Annotated in this window: 19 protein-coding genes, 1 tRNA gene and 4 pseudogenes; 10 read left to right on the plus strand and 14 right to left on the minus strand. The window is 69.0% G+C overall.

What is annotated here, in order from left to right; all coding sequences use genetic code 11:
* Positions 1-36 precede the first annotated feature (36 nt).
* The 4 genes and pseudogenes from fabA to LRS10_RS06930 all read left to right on the plus strand — a co-directional run bounded on the left by fabA (position 37) and on the right by LRS10_RS06930 (position 2,867).
* A complete protein-coding gene (fabA, locus tag LRS10_RS06915; RefSeq protein ID WP_257836608.1) occupies positions 37-552 on the plus strand; it encodes a 3-hydroxyacyl-[acyl-carrier-protein] dehydratase FabA in 516 nt (171 codons plus the stop codon).
* 25 nt (positions 553-577) lie between these two features.
* A pseudogene (gene fabB, locus LRS10_RS06920) lies at positions 578-1,790 on the plus strand (beta-ketoacyl-ACP synthase I).
* A gap of 47 nt (positions 1,791-1,837) precedes the next feature.
* A pseudogene (locus tag LRS10_RS06925) lies at positions 1,838-1,987 on the plus strand (oxidoreductase-like domain-containing protein); the annotation flags it as partial.
* 58 nt (positions 1,988-2,045) lie between these two features.
* Positions 2,046-2,867 (plus strand): enoyl-ACP reductase, encoded by an 822-nt coding sequence (locus LRS10_RS06930; RefSeq protein ID WP_257836609.1) that lies wholly within the window; start codon positions 2,046-2,048, stop codon positions 2,865-2,867.
* Here the strand turns inward: LRS10_RS06930 and LRS10_RS06935 are convergent.
* The 3 genes and pseudogenes from LRS10_RS06935 to LRS10_RS06945 all read right to left on the minus strand — a co-directional run bounded on the left by LRS10_RS06935 (position 2,864) and on the right by LRS10_RS06945 (position 6,212).
* On the minus strand, positions 2,864-3,472 hold the full coding sequence (locus LRS10_RS06935) for a TetR/AcrR family transcriptional regulator (protein WP_257836610.1): 609 nt from the start codon (positions 3,470-3,472) through the stop codon (positions 2,864-2,866). The genes LRS10_RS06930 and LRS10_RS06935 overlap by 4 nt on opposite strands.
* Positions 3,472-5,088: a DHA2 family efflux MFS transporter permease subunit gene (locus tag LRS10_RS06940; RefSeq protein ID WP_257836611.1), complete on the minus strand. Its 1,617-nt coding sequence runs from the start codon at positions 5,086-5,088 to the stop codon at positions 3,472-3,474. Before LRS10_RS06940 ends, LRS10_RS06935 begins: the two co-directional genes overlap by 1 nt.
* 9 nt (positions 5,089-5,097) lie before the next feature.
* Positions 5,098-6,212: pseudogene (locus LRS10_RS06945) on the minus strand (HlyD family secretion protein).
* A gap of 156 nt (positions 6,213-6,368) precedes the next feature.
* Between LRS10_RS06945 and LRS10_RS06950 the strand changes: the two are divergent.
* The gene (locus tag LRS10_RS06950; RefSeq protein ID WP_257836612.1) at positions 6,369-7,631 is read left to right on the plus strand and encodes a UbiH/UbiF/VisC/COQ6 family ubiquinone biosynthesis hydroxylase; all 1,263 of its coding nucleotides are present in this window, start codon (positions 6,369-6,371) and stop codon (positions 7,629-7,631) included.
* 3 nt (positions 7,632-7,634) lie between these two features.
* Here LRS10_RS06950 and LRS10_RS06955 read toward each other — a convergent pair whose 3' ends face one another.
* The 4 genes from LRS10_RS06955 to LRS10_RS06970 form a co-directional block, all read right to left on the minus strand.
* Complete coding sequence (locus tag LRS10_RS06955) at positions 7,635-7,841, minus strand: Trm112 family protein (protein ID WP_257836613.1); 207 nt, start codon at positions 7,839-7,841, stop codon at positions 7,635-7,637.
* A 9-nt stretch (positions 7,842-7,850) separates the two neighbouring features.
* A complete protein-coding gene (locus tag LRS10_RS06960) occupies positions 7,851-8,510 on the minus strand; it encodes an LON peptidase substrate-binding domain-containing protein (protein ID WP_257836614.1) in 660 nt (219 codons plus the stop codon).
* A 13-nt stretch (positions 8,511-8,523) separates the two neighbouring features.
* On the minus strand, positions 8,524-9,432 hold the full coding sequence (locus LRS10_RS06965; RefSeq protein ID WP_257836615.1) for a co-chaperone YbbN: 909 nt from the start codon (positions 9,430-9,432) through the stop codon (positions 8,524-8,526).
* A 74-nt stretch (positions 9,433-9,506) separates the two neighbouring features.
* Entirely contained in the window at positions 9,507-10,028 is a 522-nt protein-coding gene (locus tag LRS10_RS06970; protein WP_257836616.1) for a prolyl-tRNA synthetase associated domain-containing protein, read from the minus strand.
* Positions 10,029-10,085: 57 nt separating this feature from the next.
* Between LRS10_RS06970 and LRS10_RS06975 the strand changes: the two are divergent.
* From LRS10_RS06975 to LRS10_RS06985, 3 genes and pseudogenes are all read left to right on the plus strand, one after another.
* A pseudogene (locus LRS10_RS06975) lies at positions 10,086-10,825 on the plus strand (DUF6065 family protein).
* Positions 10,826-10,920: 95 nt separating this feature from the next.
* Positions 10,921-10,995, plus strand: a tRNA-Gly gene (locus LRS10_RS06980).
* Positions 10,996-11,098: 103 nt separating this feature from the next.
* Positions 11,099-12,382 carry a hypothetical protein gene (locus tag LRS10_RS06985; RefSeq protein WP_257836617.1) on the plus strand — a complete coding sequence of 428 codons (1,284 nt, stop codon included), beginning with the start codon at positions 11,099-11,101 and terminating at the stop codon, positions 12,380-12,382.
* 8 nt (positions 12,383-12,390) lie between these two features.
* On the opposite strand, the gene LRS10_RS06990 is transcribed toward LRS10_RS06985, so the two are convergent.
* From LRS10_RS06990 to LRS10_RS07005, 4 genes are all read right to left on the minus strand, one after another.
* Positions 12,391-13,377 carry a hypothetical protein gene (locus LRS10_RS06990; protein WP_257836618.1) on the minus strand — a complete coding sequence of 329 codons (987 nt, stop codon included), beginning with the start codon at positions 13,375-13,377 and terminating at the stop codon, positions 12,391-12,393.
* 440 nt (positions 13,378-13,817) lie between these two features.
* A complete protein-coding gene (locus LRS10_RS06995) occupies positions 13,818-14,063 on the minus strand; it encodes a glutathione S-transferase N-terminal domain-containing protein (protein ID WP_257836619.1) in 246 nt (81 codons plus the stop codon).
* Positions 14,064-14,147: 84 nt separating this feature from the next.
* Entirely contained in the window at positions 14,148-14,732 is a 585-nt protein-coding gene (locus LRS10_RS07000; protein WP_257836620.1) for a hypothetical protein, read from the minus strand.
* A gap of 118 nt (positions 14,733-14,850) precedes the next feature.
* Positions 14,851-15,255, minus strand: a complete 405-nt coding sequence (locus tag LRS10_RS07005; RefSeq protein ID WP_257836621.1) for an MAPEG family protein — start codon at positions 15,253-15,255, stop codon at positions 14,851-14,853.
* Positions 15,256-15,381: 126 nt separating this feature from the next.
* Here LRS10_RS07005 and LRS10_RS07010 point away from each other — a divergent pair, with 126 nt between their 5' ends.
* A complete protein-coding gene (locus LRS10_RS07010) occupies positions 15,382-15,588 on the plus strand; it encodes a KTSC domain-containing protein (protein WP_257836622.1) in 207 nt (68 codons plus the stop codon).
* Here the strand turns inward: LRS10_RS07010 and LRS10_RS07015 are convergent.
* The 3 genes from LRS10_RS07015 to LRS10_RS07025 form a co-directional block, all read right to left on the minus strand.
* Positions 15,585-16,859, minus strand: coding sequence for an argininosuccinate synthase (locus LRS10_RS07015; RefSeq protein WP_257836623.1), 1,275 nt, complete (start codon positions 16,857-16,859; stop codon positions 15,585-15,587). The two genes, LRS10_RS07010 and LRS10_RS07015, sit on opposite strands and share 4 nt — an antisense overlap.
* A 68-nt stretch (positions 16,860-16,927) precedes the next feature.
* Positions 16,928-17,290 (minus strand): hypothetical protein, encoded by a 363-nt coding sequence (locus tag LRS10_RS07020; protein ID WP_257836624.1) that lies wholly within the window; start codon positions 17,288-17,290, stop codon positions 16,928-16,930.
* A 1-nt stretch (position 17,291) separates the two neighbouring features.
* Positions 17,292-19,211, minus strand: a complete 1,920-nt coding sequence (locus LRS10_RS07025; protein WP_257836625.1) for a potassium transporter Kup — start codon at positions 19,209-19,211, stop codon at positions 17,292-17,294.
* Positions 19,212-19,375: 164 nt separating this feature from the next.
* Here LRS10_RS07025 and LRS10_RS07030 point away from each other — a divergent pair, with 164 nt between their 5' ends.
* On the plus strand, positions 19,376-20,176 hold the full coding sequence (locus LRS10_RS07030; protein WP_257836626.1) for an SDR family oxidoreductase: 801 nt from the start codon (positions 19,376-19,378) through the stop codon (positions 20,174-20,176).
* Position 20,177: the final 1 nt, after the last annotated feature.

A 20,177-nucleotide genomic window follows, 5' to 3' on the forward strand; every position in this document is an offset into this window, starting at 1 on the left:
AGGGCGGCAGGCCTCTAAAGCATACGGATGAACGCGATGAGCCCGGTCAAGGCGAAGGATCACTACAGCTTCGAAGAGCTGATGGCCTGCGCGCGCGGCGAGATGTTCGGCCCGGGCAACGCCCAGCTGCCCGCCCCGCCGATGCTGCTTTTCGATCGTCTGACGCACATCGACGATCACGGCGGCGAACACGGCCTGGGCTATATCGAGGCCGAGTTCGACATCCGTCCTGACCTTTGGTTCTTCGACTGCCACTTCCTGGGCGATCCTGTCATGCCGGGCAGCCTGGGCCTGGATGCGCTGTGGCAGCTCGTCGGCTTTTACCTGGGCTGGATCGGCGGCAAGGGCCGCGGCCGCGCCCTCGGCTGCGGCGAGGTGAAGTTCGCCGGCGAGGTCACGCCCGACATCAAGCTCGTCACCTACAAGATCCAGATGAAGCGGGTGATCAACCGCCGGCTGGTCATGGGCATCGGCGACGGCGTGCTGGAAGCCGACGGAAAGCCTATCTACACGGCGTCCGACCTGCGGGTCGGTCTCTATCAGCGGCCTTAAGAAGCCGCGGCAACGGAAGGAAGCCATGCGTCGCGTCGTCGTCACCGGGATGGGCATCGTCTCGTCCATCGGCAACAACGCCAATGAGGTGCTCGCCTCGCTGCGGGAAGCGAAGTCGGGGATCAGCGCCGCACCGGAATACGCCGAGCTCGGCTTCCGGTGCCAGGTCCACGCCGCGCCCCAGATCGACTGGGAGGCGATGGTCGATCGTCGCGCCGCCCGCTTCCTCGCCCAGGGCACGGCCTTCGGCCACATCGCCATGGAGCAGGCCCTCGCCGACTCCGGTCTGGAAGAGGGTGACGTCTCGAATGAGCGCACGGGGCTGATTGTCGGCTCGGGCGGCCCATCCACCCAGGCGATCATCCAGGCGGCCGAGATCACCAGGGAAAAGGGACCGAAGCGGATCGGTCCGTTCGCGGTGCCCAAGGCGATGAGCTCGGGCCCGTCGGCGGTGCTGGCGACCTGGTTCAAGATCCGCGGCCTGAACTTCTCGATCAGCTCGGCCTGCGCGACCTCCACCCACTGCATCGGCTCGGCCTACGAGCAGATCGCCATGGGCAAGCAGGACGTGATCTTCGCCGGCGGTACGGAAGAGCTGGACTGGTCGCTTTCGAACCTGTTCGACGCCATGGGCGCGATGAGCAGCAAGTTCAACGACACGCCGGCGAAGGCCAGCCGCGCCTATGACGCCGACCGGGACGGCTTCGTCATCGCCGGCGGTGCGGGCATCCTGGTCCTGGAAGAGTACGAGCGCGCGAAGGCCCGCGGCGCGAAGATCTACGGCGAGATCGTGGGCTACGCCGCCAACTCGGACGGTTTCGACATGGTCGCCCCCTCCGGCGAAGGCGCCCAGCGCTGCATGAAGCTGGCGATGGCCGACCTGGGCGGCCGAAAGATCGACTACCTGAACCCGCACGGCACCTCGACTCCCGTGGGGGGACCTCAAGGAGATGGAGGCCGTCCGCGCGGTCTTCGGCGAGAACGCGCCGCTGATCTCGTCGACCAAGTCGCTGACCGGCCACAGCCTCGGCGCGGCCGGCGCGCAGGAGGCGATCTACAGCCTCCTGATGCTGAACAACGGCTTCGTCGCCGAGAGCGCCCACATCGAGAATCTCGACCCGGCCTTCGCCGACCTGCCCATCGTGCGCAAGCGCGAGGACCGGCAGCTCGAGACGGTGATGAGCAACAGCTTCGGCTTCGGCGGCACGAACGGCTGCCTGGTGATGGCCCGGGTCTGACCCTGGGGCGAGCCTTGGCCGAGCTGCCGCCCGGAGTGCCGACCCCGCCGCGCGAGCCGACGCGCGACGAGTGCTGCGGCCGCGGCTGCGAGCCCTGCATCTTCGACTACTACGACCGCGCCCTGGACCGGTGGGAGACCCGCGTCCGCGCCCTGGGCCACGACCCGGCGCAGGTGCTGGCGGCGTATCGCGCGTGACAGGTCCGGGCCAACCGGCCTAAATCCGCGCCAAATCCGACCACGAAGGGAGAATGACGTGGCCGACGACTATCAGATGCCGACGGGCGACCTGATGAAGGGCAAGAAGGGTGTCGTCACGGGCGTGGCGAACCATCAGTCCATCGCCTGGGGCATCGCGCGGCAGCTGGCCGCCCAGGGCGCCGAGATCGCCTTCCTACACCTGCCGGGCATGGAGCGCCGGGTGCAGCCGCTGGCCGACGAGATCGGCGTGAAGGTGGTCGCTCCGGTCGACGTCACCGATGACGCGGCCATGGACGCCGCCTTCTCCACGGTGAAGGACGCCTTCGGCCACATCGACTTCTTCGTCCACGCCATCGCCTTCGCCAACAAGGACGAGCTGAAGGGCAGCTTCGTGGACAACACCACCCGCGAGGGCTTCCTGCGGGCGATGAACATCTCGGCCTTCAGCTTCGTGGACTGCGCGCGGCGCGCCGCGGAGCTTATGCCGGACGAGGGCGGCTCGATCATCACGCTCACCTACATGGGCTCGGAGCGGGCGATCCCGAACTACAACACCATGGGCGTCGCCAAGGCCGCCCTGGAGGCCGCTGTCCGCTACGCGGCCCGCGATCTGGGGCCCAAGGGCATCCGCGTCAACGCGGTCTCGCCGGGCGCGATGAAGACCCTGTCGCTGGCCGGCATCTCCGGCGGCCGCGGCATGCTGGCCAAGGGCCGTTCGCTCAGCGCCATGAAGGAAGACACTGCGATGGAGGGCGTCGCCGGCTGCGCGCTGTGGCTGCTGTCCGACCTCGGCAAGTCGACCACCGGGGAGTGCATCCATGTGGACGCCGGCTTCCACATCATGGGCTTCTCGGACGACGACGACGCTCAGGGCTAGACGGCGTAGGCCCGCATGAAGCGGCGGGCGGCCTCGGTCGCGATCCGATCGACGGCCGCCCCGTCCAGAGGGCGGTCGACGCCCAGCAGGGCGGCGGTCTGGTACGAGCCGATCACCATTCCGGCGAAGAATTCCGCCGCTTCCATCGGGTCCGGGCAAGCGACCCGGCCCGCGCGGGTCTCCATGTCGAGGAATTCGGCCAGGCGCACGCGGCTGGTGCGGGGCCCGGCCTGCCACACCGCCTGACCCAGTTCGGGGGCTTCGACCGCGCCCATCATGGCGACCCGCAGGAAGCCGCGCGAACGCTCGCTGAGCAGCTTGTCCAGGAGCACGCGGGCGAACCCGGCGAGCGCGGTCTCGGGATCAGCCGCGGCCTCCTCGGTCTCCAGCGGCGCCACCATCTCGTGAACCCGGCGGGCGGTCAGCGCCTGCACCAGCTCCGCCTTCGAGCCGTAGTGGTTGTAGATCGTCTGCTTCGAGACGCCGGCGCGGCGGGCGATCTCCTCCATCGAGGCCGAGATGCCGCGCTCGACGAAGATGTCGAGCGCCGCGTCCAGGATGGCCTCGCTCTTAGCGACGTCGATCTGGCCGGATACGCGCGCCATCAGTGACCTCCGCCCTGCATGGCGCCCGGCTTGCCGCCCCTGGCGAAGAACGACAGGAACGCCGCCAGCCAGCAGCCCAGGGCCAGGACCGCAAACGCGTCGCCGAACGCGAGCGTCTGCGCCTCGCGGCGCATCATCATGGACAGCGCCTTGCGTGCTCCGCCTTCGGGATCGGCCATCCCGCTCTCGGTCATCATCTGGGTCAGGCCGCTGTAGAGGCCCGCGGTGGTCGATTGCGTCACCGACGCCGCCGAGGCGATGTCGGCATAGTGCACGGCGCCCTGATGGCTCAGGATCGTCGACAGCATGGCCAGGCCGATCGCGCCGGCGACGTTGCGGATCAGATTGATCAGCCCTGAGGCGTCTTTCATCATCGTCACCGGCAGGCTGGCGACGGCCATTTGCTGGGCGGCGATCATGGCGATCATCGAGCCGACGCCGCGGACGATCTGCAGCACCAGGAACTCGTGAAAGCCCCAGTCGGGCGTCACGCGCACGCCTTGCTGGATGCCCCAGGCGCAGAGCGTGAAGCCGACGACCATGGCGATCCGCGCATCGACCATGCGGACAAGGCGCCCCGCCAACGGCGCGCTCAGGAACATGGTCAGGCCCGACACCAGCATGGTGTTGCCCACGTCGGACGACGAGAAGCCGCGGATCTGGCCCAGAAAGATCGGCAGCAGGAAGGTGCCGCCGAAGAGGCTGGCGCCGGAGATGAACGTCATCACGATGCCAAGACTGAAGTTGCGGTCCCGGAACGGCTTCAGCGACACGATCGGCTGCCAGTAGGTGAGCTGGCGCCAGATGAAGATCACCCCCGTGAGCACGGCCGTGACCGTCAGCCACAGGATCAGGTCGTCCTCGAACCAGCCCTCGCTGTTCCCCTCCTCGAAGACGTACTGCATCGAGAGCAGGAAGACCGTCATGAAGCCCAGGCCCCACCAGTCGATGCCCTTGGACAGGCTGGGGTCGCCGCGGTCGAAGTCGGCGTAGCGCCACACCAGGAAGATCACCAGCAGGCCCACCGGCACGTTGATGAAGAACAGCCAGCGCCAGCTGAGCGCGTCGGTCAGATGGCCGCCCAGCGTCGGGCCGACGGTGGGCGCGAGCGTGACGATCAGCCCCACGATGACGTTGGCGGTGATCCGGCGCTCGGGCGGGAACACGGTCATCGCCGTTGCGAAGATCGGCGGGATCATCGCCCCGGCGAACACGCCCTGCAGGGCGCGGAAGAAGATCATCATGCCGACCGAGGAGGACAGGCCGACCGCGACGGAGGTGATCAGAAAGCCGATGCAGGCGAAGACGTAGAACGACCGCGTCCCCCACATCTTCGTCAGGTATGCGGTGAGCGGCATGATCACCACCTCGGCCAGGAGGTAGATGGTCTGCACCCAGCTGATCTCGTCGGCGGTGGCGCCGATGCCGGCCTGGATCTGGGTCAGAGAACTGGCCACGATCTGGATGTCGAGCATGGCCATGAACTGGCCGATGACCATGCCGCCGAAACCCAGGAAGACCTTCGTCCAGTTCACCGTCGCGCCGTCCGAGCCCAGCTCGACCGGGTGGGCGGCCTTGGCCGCCTGACTGTCCGGATGGAGGACGGCGTCGCTCATGGATCGCGCCTAGCGCGCGGCGCTCTGGGGCTCGCCGGACGCCATGCGGGCCGGGATCTGTCCCGCCTCGGCGAAGCTGGGGCCGGTGTCGTCGCGGACGTCCACCTTCACCTTCAGCGAAAGGCCCGGCCGGAGCGCGCCGGCCAGCGGCTGGCTGCGGTCGACGGCGATGCGCACCGGCAGCCGCTGGGCGATCTTGGTGAAATTGCCGACGGCGTTCTCCACCGGGATCAGGGCGAACTCGGCGCCGGTGGCGGGCGCGAACGACTCGACCTTGCCCTTGATGGTCTGTTTGCCGAAGGCGTCGGCGTGGATCTCCACGGGCTGGCCGATCCGCAGCCGGGCGACCTGGGTCTCCTTGAAATTGGCGACCACATAGCTGTCGGACAACGGCACGACGCTCATCAGGGCGGCGCCCGGACGCACGTACTGGCCCGTCCGCACGCTGCGGGCGCCCACGACCCCGGCGCTCGGCGCCCGAACCTCGGTGCGGGTCAGGTCGATGCGGGCCTGTTCCACGGCCGCCCGGGCGGCCTCGGCCTGGGCGACGCTCTGGGCCCGGGCCGAGCCCAGCGAGGCGGCGCTCCGACGCTCGGCTTCCAGGGCGGCGGCGGCCTGGCTCACGGCGGCGTTGGCCTGCTGTTCGGCGGCGCGCGCAGTCTGGGCCCGCTGCGCCGAGACCCAGCCCTGGCTGGCCAGCTGGCCATAGCGGTTCAGTTCGGCCTGGGCCAGACCGGCCTCGGCGCGGGCGGCCTCCACCGCGGCCGAACGCTGCGCGATCATCGCCTGCTCGAGGCGCACCTTGTCGTCCACCTGCCGGACGCCAGCCTCCAGCGCCTGGGCCTCCGCCTCGGCCTGGGCGAGGCGCGCCCTGATCGTCACCGGATCGATGCGAACCAGGACCTGGCCTGGATGGACGGTCTCGTTGTCGTTGACCAGCACCTCGGCCACGTAGCCGTCCACCAGGGGGCCACGGTCACCGTGTCGGCCTGGACGAAGGCGTTGTCGGTGGTCTCGTAGCGCTGCTTGTCCATCCACCAAAGGCCGCCGCCGACCGTGACGGCGACGGTCGCGGCGCCGCCGGCTACGATCGGAACCAGACGCTTCCTGGAGAGCCCCGCCATGACGTCGAATCCTGAAATCGCAAAAGTGGACTGGACGGTCCAATCCAGGATTCAGATAGGCTGCGGTTCTGCAGCGTACAAGGTAAAAATGGACGCAGGCGTCCATTTTTCACGTGCGTCTGGCGGCGCGCCTCGCCGTGGCGTAACGGTCGACGCATGAGCGGACCTGCGGACACGTTCTCGGCCGACGTCATCATCGCTGGCGCCGGGATGGCGGGGGCGACCCTCGCCGTCGCCCTGCATCGCGGCGGCCTGAGGCCCTTGCTGGTGGATCCTGTGGCGTTCGACGCCCAGCTCGCGCCGACGTTCGACGGCCGCGCCTCGGCCATCGCCTATGCCGCCTACCGCCAGTGGCGCGCTCTGGGCCTGGCCGACGCCCTCGACCCGCACGCCCAGCGTATCGAGCAGATCCTGGTCACCGATGGGCGGACGCCGGGCGCGGCCGCCGGCGCCCAGACGCCGTACTTCCTCCGGTTCGATTCCGACGAGATCGCCGATCGTTCCGAGGGCGAGCCGCTGGGCTACCTGCTGGAGAACCGCCGCATCCGCGCCGCCCTTGCCGCCGCCGTCCAGGCCGAAGGCATTGAGGTGCTGGCCCCGGCCCGGGTGGCCGGCTGCCGCTTCACCGGCCGGTCCGGCGAGGTGACCCTGGCCGACGGCCGCGTTCTCGCCGCGCCGCTGGTGGTGGGCGCCGAAGGCCGCGGATCCGTGGTCCGCGAGGCGGCCGGCATCGGCGTGATCGGCTGGCCCTATGCTCAGACCGGCGTCGTGGCCACGGTCCGCATGGACCGCCCGCACGAGGGCGTGGCGCACGAGTACTTCCTGCCCGGCGGACCGTTCGCCATCCTGCCTCTTACCGACAACCGCGCGAGTCTGGTCTGGACCGAGAGCACCGCCCGCGGCGAGGCGCTGAAGAGCGCCAGGCCAGAGGTATTCCAGGCCCATCTGGAGCGGCGCTTCGGCGAGTTCCTGGGCGGCGTGACCGTCGAGGGGCCGGTGTTCACCTACCCGCTGTCGCTGCAGCTGGCCGAGCGGTTCGCGGGGCCGCGCGTCGCGCTGCTGGGGGACGCGGCCCACGGCGTCCACCCGATCGCCGGCCAGGGGCTGAACCTTGGCCTGAAGGGCGCCGCTGCGCTTGCCGAGGTGCTGGTCGACGCCGCGCGGCTTGGCGAGGACATCGGCTCGGAGGTGGTGCTGGAGCGCTACGCCGCCTGGCGCCGGTTTGACACGGTCACCCTGTCGGCCGGGATGGACGCCTTCGTGCGGCTGTTCTCGAACGACAATCCGGCCGTGCGGCTTGTGCGCGGCCTCGGCATGGCGGCGGTGAACCGCGTGGGCCCCGCCCGGCGCTTCTTCATGCACGAGGCCGGCGGCGCGGTCGGCGACCTGCCCCGCCTGCTCCGCGGCGAGACGCTTTAGCCCCTAGTCCGCGATCTCTCGGGCTTCCTCGGGCAGCATGATCGGCACGCCGTCGCGGATCGGATAGGCGAGCCTCGCCTGGCGGCTGATCAGCTCGCCCTTCTCGCGATCGTACTCCAGCGGGCCACGGGTGACCGGGCAGACCAGGATCTCGAGCAGGCGCGGGTCGATCTCGACCTCGATCTGGAGCGGGGGCAGGGCGTCTTCCATGCCGTCCCTCTACTGCAGCGGCTGGGCGTCGTCATCCGGCTCGCTGGCGTCGATCTCCAGCAGGGCGGTGAGCGTCTCGAAGCGTCCCGTCAGGTCTGGAGCCTCCAGCAGCGCCTGCTTCTCGGCTGGCTCGAACGGCAGCCCCATGCAGAGGCTGTTCACCAGCGCCTCCAGCGGCGCGGTGCTGGCCGTTTCCCAGTCGATGTCGAGCTCGCGCCGGTTCAGGTAGCGCTTCAGGGCGGTGGCGAACCGGTTGCGCGCCTCCGTGGGCGCATCGTATTCGGCGTCGCGGGAGAGGTCGGCCTCGAAGCGGTCGTACCTGGCCCGCAGCTGGCGGTAGGGCGTGCGCAGGATCAGCTCCTCGCCGGCGTCGAACCGGCAGACCCCCGTCAGCGTGATCAGGTAGCGCCCGTCCGAGGTCTCAGCATAGCTGGTGATCCGGCCCGCGCAGCCCACGTCGGTGAGGATCGGCCGGGTGCGGTCGCCGCCGGGGCGGGTCTGAATCATCCCGATCATGCGGTCGCCGGCCATGGCGTCGTCCACCATGTTCAGGTAGCGGGGCTCGAAGATCTGCAGGGGCAGGTCGCCGCCGGGCAGCAGCAGCGCCCCGTCGAGCGGGAACACCGGGATCACCTGCGGCAGGTCCGAGATCTTCCGGTAGGGCGCCATCGGCCGCCTCCGCCTAGCTGAACAGCAACGCCGAAAGCTTGCGCCGGCCCTGTTTGGCCACGTCGGACATGGGTCCGGCGGCCTCGAAGATGGTCAGCAGCTGCTTGCGGGCCGCGTCGTCGTTCCAGGCGCGGTCGCGGCGGACGATCTCGATCAGCTCGTCCACGGCCTCGTCCATGCGGCCCGCGCCGGCCAAGGCCTTCGCCAGTTCGAACCGGGCCTCGTGGTCGTCGGCGTTCGTGGCCAGCCGCTGCTCGAACTCGGCGGTCTCCGAAGGCGCCTCGTCCGCAATGGCCAGGGCGGCCCGGACGCCGTCCAGGTCCGGATCCTTGGCGCCTTCCGGAGCCATGGCCAGGATCTCCTGGGCTCGCTCCAGGTCGCCGGCCTGCTGGTACAGCCGGGCCAGGCCGCCCAGGGCCTTGAGGTTCTCCGGCTCCGCCTGCAGCACCTGGGCATAGGCCTGGGCCGCGCCGCCCAGGTCACCGAGCTCCAGCGATTCCTTGGCCATGCCGAGGAGCTGGTCGATGGGCGAGCCGCCGCCCTGCTTGGCGAGGCGATCGACGAACTGCTTCACCTGGCTGTCGGGAAGGGCGCCCATGAAGCCGTCCACAGGCCGGCCGTCGACAAAGGCGAACACCGCCGGGATCGACTGCACGCGCAGCTGGCCGGCGAACGCCGGGTTCTTGTCGATGTCGATCTTGACCAGCTTCACCGCGCCCTTCGCGCCGGCCACCGCCTTCTCGAGCGCGGGACCGAGCTGTCGGCACGGGCCGCACCAGGTCGCCCAGAAGTCGACGATCACGGGCGTGGTCTTCGACGCCTCGATGACGTCCGCGACGAAGCTCGCGTCGGTCCCGTCCTTGATGAGGTCGGCGGCGTTCACGCCGCTCGTACCGCCGGAGGTTTCCCCGATCAGGGTCATCGCCCGAATTCCCTCGCTCAAATTTCGTCTGCACAAACGCCTTGCGGCAAAGATGGTCGCAGCACCGCGCGGCTTCAACGCGCCGGCGCCATCTCCACCACGGCCATGGCCTCGAAGTCCACAACCATCGGCTCGACGCCGATCGCCGTCAGGAAGCGGCGGAAGGCTTGGTTGCTGACCGTGGTCGTCGCGGTATTCGTCAGGGGGTGGAAGTTGACCAGCTCCGCCTCGGCCAGGGTGCGGTCCAGGACGAAGCGCACGCGGCGGTCCCGGTCGTTGATCAGGCCAAAGGCGGTGACCGAGCCCGGCGTGACGCCGAGCGTCTCCTCCATCAACGCCGAGTTGCCGAACGACAGCCGCGCCGAGCCGATCACGTGGTGCAGGCGCTTCAGGTCGATCACCGCATGGCCCTCTGCGGAGACCAGCCACAACTGGTCCTTGGCGTCCTTCAGGAAGAGGTTCTTGGTGTGGGCGCCCGGGATCCGCGCCTTGATCTCCTCGCCCTCCTCCACGCGGAAGACGGCCGGATGATCGTGGGTGATGTGCTCGACGCCGTGCGCGGCGAAGAACTGGAGCAGGTCGTCGCGTCCCTTCATGCCGGCTGCATACCCGAACTGGACGGGAAGGCGAGGGGGGCTTTAAGGGTCGGGGCCATGGAACTCGAGTGCTATCCCGTCTCCCTGCGCCCGCCCGAGCTGGTCCCCGGCCGGCCGGACCGCGCCTGGATGGACAACTTCTCGGCCCGGCATCCCTATCGCTGCCTGCCGCTGTCGATGGCCAACACGTCCGGCTGGGAGCTGCTATCGCCGGTGGGCTTCACCGCCGAGTGGACTGGCGGCATCCACCAGCAGGACATCCGGCTGACGGCGGACCACCCGCATCCGGACTTCCACCACCTGGCCTCCAGCCACTTCAGCCACGGCGTGCTGACCTTCCACTCGGGCTATCTGTTCCGCACGCCCCCCGGCTGGTCGATGATGGTCATGGGCCCCCCAACCACATCAAGGACGGCATCCAGCCCCTCGCGGGCGTGGTGGAGACCGACTGGCTTCCGTTCCCCTTCACGATGAACTGGATCTTCACCCGGCCGGGCAAGGTGCGCTTCGAGAAGGGCGAGCCCTTCTGCTTCATCACGCTGATCCAGGACCATCCGCTGCACGAAATCCAGCCGGTGATCCGCCGGCTGGATTCCAATCATGAGCTTCGCCACCAGTACGACGTCTGGGAAAAGCACCGCTCGGAGTTCAACCAGAAGATCTTCCGCGGCGATCCGGAGGCCACCAAGGAGGCCTGGCAGCGGTACTACTTCAAGGGCGAGTTCCCCGAAGAGGTCGCGCCCGCGCCTGAGGGACACGTCAACAAGCGCCGCCTGAAGAGCCCCAAATTCGGCTGAGAAATTTCCCCTTTCCGGGCGCTTGCCAACCGAAAAGCCCTCTGCCATAAGGCCCGCCTCGCAATTGGAGGCCGGTCAAACGACCTCCGCGGAGCGCGGGCGTAGCTCAGGGGTAGAGCACAACCTTGCCAAGGTTGGGGTCGGGCGTTCGAATCGCCTCGCCCGCTCCATTTTCCTTCGGGAAAGCGAACACGAAGGCCGCCGGAAACGGCGGCCTTTTGCGTTGTGCTTCATCCATACGCTAGAGATGGCGCGGGGAGGCGGCGTCTTTTCTTGAACCACATCCTGGACCTGCCCGAGCTTGAGCGCGAGATCGCCGACGCCCCCGACTTCGACGCCTTCGAAGCGGCGCTGCGCAAGCTGACCGACCTGCGCCAGGGGTTTCGTGAGCCGGGGGTTTATGGCCAGAAACTGTATCTGAAGGGGCTGGACGACCTCATCCCGACCATCACCCGTGGCCTCAGCCTGCCCGACGTGCCCGGCGAGCGGTCAAACGCGCAGGTGGTGATCCTGGCGACCCGCTTCTACCGGACCGGCGGTCACAGCCAGGTGGCGTTCGACGTGGCGCGGCGCCTCGGGCCTGACGCGGTGACGGTGATCTTCACGGCGACCGATGAGGGCGAGCTCTCCTACCGCAAGCTGCTGGGAGGCCCCCACCGCACCGAACAGCTGCAGGAGCGCGCGTCTCTGGTGCTGAGCAGCGCCACGCTCACCGAGCGTATCCTTGAGCTCTACCGCCTGCTGCTGGCGCTCCGGCCCACCCGGATCATCCTGATGAGCCACCCGACCGACGTCGTGGCCGTGGCCGGGGCCTGGCCCTTCCGGGCGGTCACCGAGTTCCTGCATCACGCCGACCACGTCCCGGCGCTGGGCGCGACCCTGCCGTTCGCCCGGCACGTCGACCTCACCTTCACCTGCCATCAGGCCTGCCGCGCGGCGGGATTGGCCGCGGAATACGCCGGCCAGGCCGCGCCGGCTGCTGCAGATGCGGCGTCGGAGCGCGCCCCGGGCAAGGTCCTGCGGCTCGCCACCTGCGGCAGTCCGCACAAGTATGCCGGCCGGCGCGGCCATGCGTGGCGCGACTACGCCGCCGCGGCGCTGCGCCGCCCCGCGGCCGAACTGATCCACATCGGCACGGCGGACGAGGCCATGCGGCAGGACATCCGGTCCGCGCTGGAGGCGGCCGGCGTCGATCCGCAACGCTACGTCTTCGCCGGCGTCGTGCCGAGCCTCGGGCGCGCGCTCGTCGAGCGCGACATCGACGTCTACCTCTCGAGCTATCCCGAGACCGGCGCCCGCGCGAACCTTGAGGCGATGGCCGCCGGGATCCCCGTCGTGCTGCCGGTGGCGCCCGACGACGAGGCGCCTCTGACCCGCTTCAGCCTGCCGCTTCGCCGCTGGATCGAAGCCCGGACGCCGGACGATCTCCCCGCGGCCATTGATCAGGCGCTGGCGCTGTCCCCGTCGCTGCGCACGCCGGAGGCCCACGCGGAGCTGCGCCGCGAACTGGCCCGCTTCGACGATTACGTGGCGCTGCGGCCGTTGGCGCCGGTCTGAGCGCCCCCTTACCCGAACGGGTCCGGCTCGAACAGCGAACCTGAGGGCTGAGTGACCGCGGCGTCGGCGCCCCCGTGCCAGATGTCCGGCGGCGGCTCCCACCCTTCGAAGGGCGGCGTCCAGTCGGGAAACAGCGCGGGGTGGTTCCAGGGATCCTCCGCAGGATCGTGGGCGTCCGGCGGCAGCCCGCCCGGCGTCGGCTCGGAGCCGGAGGGCGCGCGCTGGGTGTAGCCTTCGGCGCGCCCGTGGGCCACGTACCAGTACTTGGCGTAGTCCTGGACGGTGTCGCCGCCCACGCGCTCAACCCAGGCGCTCGACTTGCGGTCGTTCTCCGGCCCGTAGAACTGCTCGAAGAAGGTTCGGAAGACGTCGGGGCGCTCGGCAAGAAGTCGCTCGACATTGATCGCCTCGGCGGCGGCCTTGTCGGTCTGGGCATAGCCCTCCCAGCGTCCGTACTTCTCGTACCAGTACTTGGCGTAGGCCTCCGGACCGTCTCCGCCGACCCGCTTCATCCAGGCGGTCGACTGCCGGTCGTTGTCCGCGCCGTAATAGGCTTCGTAGTAGGCGCGCAGGACGTCCGGCCGCTCCTGCAGGATCCGCTCGAGCGAGACGTTGTCCTGGGCGGTGGTCGGCCCTTGGGCGTAACCTTCGTACCGGCCGTGCTCGGCGTACCAGTATCTGGCGTAGGCTTCGGGCGTGGCCTCGCCGACCCGCGCCTGCCACGCGGTGGATTTCGGGTCGTTGCCTGAGCCGTGATACGCCTCGTAGAACGCCTTCAGGACGTCCGGGCGATCGGCAAGCAGGCGTGCGTAGTCGATCGAGGAGGGATCGTCGTGCCAGGCCGACGCCGTGGCGACCGGCGCCGCCTCCACGTCCGACCGCAGGATCGCGCTTCGTGGGGCCGGCTGCGCGGTCCCCGCCTCGAGTTCGTCCCTCGGCTGAACTCGGATCGTATGGCATCGGGCCCCCGGCTCGTTGTCGGTGGCCGGGAACATGTCAGCGCCGCGCGGCGAGACAACCATATGAAACTTATAAGCTTCGCAACGCTTTGCCTGGCGGGGGCGCCGCGTCGGCGGGGCTAGGCCGGAACGGTCGCCACCATCGAGGGCCGGGCGTTGAAGGTGTCGGCGAACGCCGCGAGCCGCGGCCGGCCGGAGCGCCAACCGAGATCGCCGAACCGGAAGTCGAGGTAGGAGAGGGCGCAGGCGGACGGCGATGTCGCCGACCTGTGGCCGTCCGCCGCTGGGCTGGAAGGCGGCTTCGAAGGCGTCGAGCGTGCGTTCGATCTTGCCGATCTGGCCGGCGTCCCAGTCCGCCCAGCGCAGCGGCTCGGGTCGTAGCGCGCGCTCGTAACGGGCCAGCAGGGCCGCATCCAGCAGGCCGTCGGCGGCGGCCTGGTCGCGCAGCGCCGGCCACCGCGCGTCGCCGCCGGGGATCAGACGCCCCCCGAGATATGGTCCAGGTATTCGACGATCACGCGGCTGTCGAAGAGGCCCGCGCCGTCGTCCAGCACAAGGGTCGGAACCTTGGTCAGCGGGTTGGCGCCGCTCACCTCGGCGTTGGAGCCGACCGGACTCACAGTGACGGAGACGATCTCGATGCGGTCGGCGAGGCCGGCTTCGTGGGCGCAGACGGCCACCTTGCGGGCATAGGGGGAGGCGCTGGAGGAATAGAGCTTCATGTCCCGGCCTTACGCGCTGGGACCGGACGCGGAAAGCCCCCCGGCGTCGCCGTCGGGGGGCTACAAGTTCACCGTACGCCGGCTCTAGCGCGGGGCCGGGTACTGGATCCGCGGGCGAAGGTTGTCGATCACGGCGCGGGCGTCGAAGGCCCGCGGATCGTCGATCGGCTTGGCGCCACGGCCCATCACCACCTCGGCGGTGGCCTCGAAACGGTCGACGGTGCGGACATCGACGCGGTTGGCCCAGAAGGGGTCGCCCCAGAAGGGATCCCAGGTGCGCCAGCCATAGCCGCGGCCGTAGTAGCGCCAGGACGGCCGCCAGTAGCCGTAGGTCGGGCCGTACCACGGGCGGTAGAACGGATCCGGCTCCACATAGGTGCGGGTCTGGCGGTCGGTGTTGCGGTCCACGATGGAGAACCAGTCGTAGCCCTGCTGGACCGTCAGCTCGGCGGCGCGGAACAGCAGATAGCCTTCCACCGTCTCACGCGAGGTGAGGGTGTTGCCCTGGAAGTTCACGCGGAAGCGGTTCTGCTCCAGTCGGAGCTCGGAATAACCCCCGGACGTCTGCTGGCCCGGAATATTCGGCTGGTATGGCGTCGGCGTCGCACAGGCGGCCAGGCCGGCCGCCAAAGCCAGACCGACGGCGAAAGCGGCTGATCTCTTCGACATTTTATGTCTCGAACTCGGAAGTCCCTCAGGGGACAGGTGTAAAGGCCCAAACCCGCAGCCGCAATTGTGGTTGCGGGCGCGATCATTTGCCCCGGCGGATGTGTCGTGCGTCCGGCGCTCAGGTCTGCGTCAGCACGATCACCCAGACGGCGCGGCCCAGCGCCCCGAACAGCAGCACCGCCGCCGCCAGAGCCTGGATCAGGAAACCCAGCTCGCGCTTGGCCGGGTCGCGGACGTAGCCCACCTGATAGGCGATGCGCCCGACGATCCAGATCAGCCCCAGCACCGCGGCCCACAGGTCGCTCCAGTAGAGGGCGAACAGCCACAGCGACGGCAGGAAGACGGGCAGCCACTCCAGGGTGTTCACATGGGCCCGGATCGTCCGCTCCAACACCGGGTCTCCGGTCATGGCGGGCGCCTGGATGCCGCACTTGCGACGGGCGCCGGCCACCTGCAGCCCCATCCAGACGTAGGTCAGCACCGCCAGCAGCGTGACGATGGCGACGTAGGCATGGCTCTGCATCCGGTGGATCCTCCCGATCTCGTACGGCCAAGCTTGGCGCCGGATCGCGCGGAGGGGAAGGGCGGCGGAACCCCGGCGGCCCGACCGCGCGTTTATCCGCCGTCAGACGGGCCGGAGGACACGGCGATGCAGGTGGAATCCGCGGCGATCCAGGACATCGACTACGACGTCGAGCGTTCCAAGCTGCTGGTCCGGTTCCAGAGCGGCGAGCAGTACGTCTATGTCGGCGTGCCCGGCGAGGTGCACCGCTCGTTTCTGGAAGCCGACTCCAAGGGCCGGTTCTTCCAGGCCGAGATCCGCGACAACTATCCCTACAACAAGATCGAGAACTAGCCGGTGTAGTGCTCGCCGTCCGGGATCTCGGGCAGCGGCTGCCCCCGGCGCCGGTCGCGGTTGGCCATCACCCGCAGGCGCAGGGCGTTCAGCTTGATGAATCCCTCTGCGTCCCGATGGTCATAGGCGACGGCGCCTTCCTCGAAGGTCACCAGCTCCTGATCGTAGAGCGAGTAAGGCGAGGTGCGGCCGACCACGGTGACGTTGCCCTTGTAGAGCTTCACCCGGACCTGACCCGCCACCGGCTCCTGGCTCTTGTCGATGGCCGCCTGCAGCATCTCGCGCTCGGCCGAGAACCAGAACCCGTTGTAGATCAGGCCGGCGTACTTCGGCATCAGCTCGTCCTTGAGGTGCATGGCGCCCCGGTCCAGCGTGATGCTCTCGATGCCGCGGTGGGCGGCCAGCAGGATCGTCCCGCCAGGGGTCTCGTAGACGCCGCGCGACTTCATGCCCACGAAGCGGTTTTCCACCAGGTCGAGACGCCCGATGCCGTTGTCGTGGCCCAGTTCGTTCAGGCGGGCCAGCAGGGCGGCCGGCGACAGCTTCTCGCCATCGATGGCGACAGGGTCGCCCTTCTCGAAGTCGATGGTGATGACGGTCGGCTTGTCCGGCGCATCCTCGGGCGAGATCGTGCGCATGTGCACGAACTCGGGGGCCTCGACCGCCGGGTCCTCCAGCACCTTACCTTCCGACGACGAGTGCAGCAGGTTGGCGTCGACGCTGAACGGGCTCTCGCCGCGCTTGTCCTTGCTGATCGGGATCTGGTGCTTCTCGGCGAAGTCGATGAGCGACTCGCGGCTGCGGAACTCCCATTCCCGCCACGGCGCGATCACCCGGATGTCGGGCTCGAGCGCGTAGTAGCCGAGTTCGAAGCGGACCTGGTCGTTCCCCTTGCCGGTGGCCCCGTGGCAGACGGCGTCCGCGCCGACCTGGCGCGCGATTTCGATCTGGCGCTTGGCGATCAGCGGCCGGGCGATCGAGGTGCCCAGCAGATACTGGCCTTCGTAGACCGTGTTGGCGCGGAACATCGGGAAGACGAAATCCCGCACGAACTCCTCGCGCAGGTCGTCGATGAAGATGTTCTCGGGCTTGATCCCCAGCATCAGCGCCTTCTCGCGGGCCGGACCCAGCTCCTCGCCCTGCCCCAGGTCCGCGGTGAAGGTCACGACCTCCGCGCCGTACTCGGTCTGCAGCCACTTCAGGATGATCGAGGTGTCCAGGCCGCCGGAGTAGGCGAGCACGACCTTCTTGACGGGCTTCTTGTCGGCCATGGGCGGCGGACCTTTGCGAAAAGAGAAGTGGGAAGTCGCGCGCCTTTAAGGGCAGGCGCGCCGCTGGTTCAAGGCCGGAGTTGCCCGTCCGCCTCGAGCGCCCGCGCGGCGGCGCGCATCCAGGCATAGTGCGCCAGCACGAACAGCGGCGCGAGGAAGGCGCGGAACAGGAACAGCAGCAGCTGCCGGTCGGGGGCGAGCTGCGGGTTGCGGGCGGCCGCCGAGAGCGCCAGTCCCAGCACCAGCGGGACCGCTACGGCCAGACCCACGGCCAGCGCGCGCCCGGCCCGGCGGCGGCTCAGGCCCCACGGCAGCGGCGGCCGGGCCGCCGGCGTCAGCTTTTTCCAGAAGCGCTGTGCGCCCGAGGCGATCATGGCCATGGCCACGATCCACATGGCGTCGCCCAGGATGGAGAGCAGGTTCAGCGACACGTCAGACCGTCACCTGGGTGCCGAGCTCCACCACCCGTCCTGGCGGGATCTTGTAGAAGTCGGTCGGATTGGCGGCGTTCTTCATCAGGAAGATGAACAGCTTGTCCTGCCACAGCGGCATGCCCGATTGGGCCGACGGCACCACCGATCGGCGGCCGAGGAAGAAGCTGGTGGCCATGATGTCGAACTTCAGCCCGGCCTTGCGGCACAGTCCCAGCGCCTTGGGCACGTTGGGGCTCTCCATGAAGCCATAGGTGATGATCACCTTCTTGAAGTCCTCGTTCAGAGGCTCGATGCGGATGCGCTCGGCCTCCTTCACCCGCGGCGTCTCCGCCGTCTGCACGGTGAGGATGATGTTCTTCTCGTGCAGAACCTTGTTGTGCTTGAGGTTGTGCATCAGCGCGACAGGCGCGGTGTCGGGATCGGACGTCAGGAAGATCGCCGTGCCCGGCGCCCGATGCGGGGCCCGCGCCTTGAGGATGTCGGCCAGCTCGCTCATCGAGACGCTGTCGCGCCGGGTCTTGTCGGTGAGGATCTGCGCGCCCCGGGTCCAGGTCCAGATCATCAGCACCAGCGCCGCCCCCAGCACCAGCGGCAGCCAGGCGCCCTGGGGGATCTTCAGCAGGTTCGAGGAGATGAACACCACGTCCAGCAGGCCGAAGGCGGCGGTGGCCAGCGCCGCCTGCCAGACCGGCCGCTTCCACATGTAGCGGACGATGTAGAAGAACAGCAGGGTGTCGACGAACATCGCGCCCGTCACCGCGATGCCGTAGGCCGCGGCGAGGTTCGACGAGGTGCGGAACATCACCAGCAGCACCAGCACGCCGACCATCAGGAACATGTTCACCTGCGGCACATAGATCTGGCCGGCCTGCGTTTCCGACGTGCGGCGGATGTCGATCCGCGGGAACAGCCCCAGCGACACGGCCTGCTGGGTCATCGAAAAGGCCCCGGTGATCACCGCCTGCGAGGCGATGACGGTCGCGGCGATCGAAAGCAGCCAGACCGGCCAGTAGACGACCGTCGGGATCATGTCGAAGAACGGGTTGGCCGCCGTTTCCGGGTGAGCCAGCACCATGGCGCCCTGGCCCAGGTAGTTGAGGATCAGCGCAGGCAGCACCAGCACGACCCAGGCGGCGCGGATCGGGCCTTTCCCGAAGTGCCCCATGTCGGCGTACAGCGCCTCGGCTCCGGTCACGGCCAGGAAGACGCTGCCCAGGATGACGAAGCCCAGGAAGCCGTTGTCGATCAGGAACAGCACGCCGTAGTGTGGCAGGAGGCCCCTGAACACCGAGAGGTCGTCCGAGATGTGGTAGAGGCCGAGCGCCGCCAGCACCAGGAACCAGGCCGCCGTGACGGGGCCGAACAGCTTGGCGACGCTGGCCGTGCCGCGGGACTGCACCAGGAACAGCCCGATCAGGATGGCCGCCGTGGCCGGCAGGACGAGAGGCGCGAGCCTCGGCCCGAAGCCGGGCAGCTCCTTCATCCCTTCCATCGAGCCCAGCACCGAGACCGCCGGAGTGATGATGCCGTCGGCGTAGAACAGCGCCGCGCCGAATACGCCCAGCAGGAAGATGATGGTCGACCGGCGTCCGGGGCTGACCCGCTGGGCCAGCGCCATGAGCGCGAGCGTGCCGCCCTCGCCCTTGTTGTCGGCGTTCATCAGGAAGATGACGTACTTGATCGTGACGATCAGGATCAGCGCCCAGGTGATCAGCGAGACGACGCCCAGCACCGCGAGCTCGGCCGTTCCGCCGCTCCGCGAATGGTGCAGCGCCTCGCGCATGGCGTAGAGCGGGCTCGTGCCGATGTCGCCGAAGACGACGCCCACCGAGCCGAGCGCCAGCGCCCAGAACTTCTCCTTGGGCGCGTGATGCGTCCCATCCGCTCCGTTTTCGGGAGCGCCGGCCGGATCAGCCATCCATCGTCTCCGGGAACCGACTCCGAGAAGTGTTCCCTTGGGCGGCCCCATGCCGTCACGCGGCGGGCGCGATACACCCAATAGGGGCGGCGTTCAATGCGCGGCTTGCGCAGCCGCGCGGCGCACGTATTGCTTGGCGCGGGCGTTCGAGGGGGTTTCCGACGATGGATCGCAGGCTGGCCCTGGTCACGGGCGCATCCGCCGGCATCGGCGCCGCCTTTGCGCGCATCCTCGCCAGCCACGGCTACGACGTGGCGCTCACCGCCCGCCGCGCCGATCGGCTGGAGTCCGTCGCCGAGGAGATCCGTCTGCGCTACGGCGTGGAGACGCTGACCGTCGCAGCCGACCTCGCCCAGCCGGAAGGTCCCGGCCAGATCCTCGATCACCTCACCGCCCACGGCCGCACCGTCGACGCCCTGGTCAACAATGCCGGCTACGGCCTGCCGGGGGCCTATGCCGAGACCCGCTGGGCCGACCAGGCCGCCTTCCTGCAGGTGATGGTCACAGCCCCCTGCGAGCTTGCGCACCGCGTGCTGCCGGGCATGGTCCAGCGCCGCTTCGGCCGCATCGTCAACGTCGCCTCTCTGGCCGGCCTGATCCCCGGGGCGGCGGGTCACACGCTGTACGCCGCCTCCAAGAGCCTGCTGATCAAGTTCTCCCAGAGCCTGCACCTGGAGAGCCTCGATGACGGCGTGCACGTCACCGCGCTCTGCCCCGGCTTCACGTTTTCGGAATTCCATGACGTGAACGGCACGCGGGCGATGGTCAGCGCCTCCACGCCGCCATGGATGTGGCTCGGGGCCGACGAGGTCGCCGCCGCCGGCTACGAGGCGGTGGAGGCCGGTCGCGCGGTCTGCGTGCCGGGAGCCCCGAACAAGGCCATCGCCGCCATCGCCAAGGCCCTGCCCGACGAATGGGGCCTGGCGCTCATCGCCAGCCAGGGCCAGCGCTTCCGCAAGCTCTAGG

This window comes from Phenylobacterium sp. J426 (genome assembly GCF_024699945.1).
Lineage (GTDB): Bacteria > Pseudomonadota > Alphaproteobacteria > Caulobacterales > Caulobacteraceae > Phenylobacterium.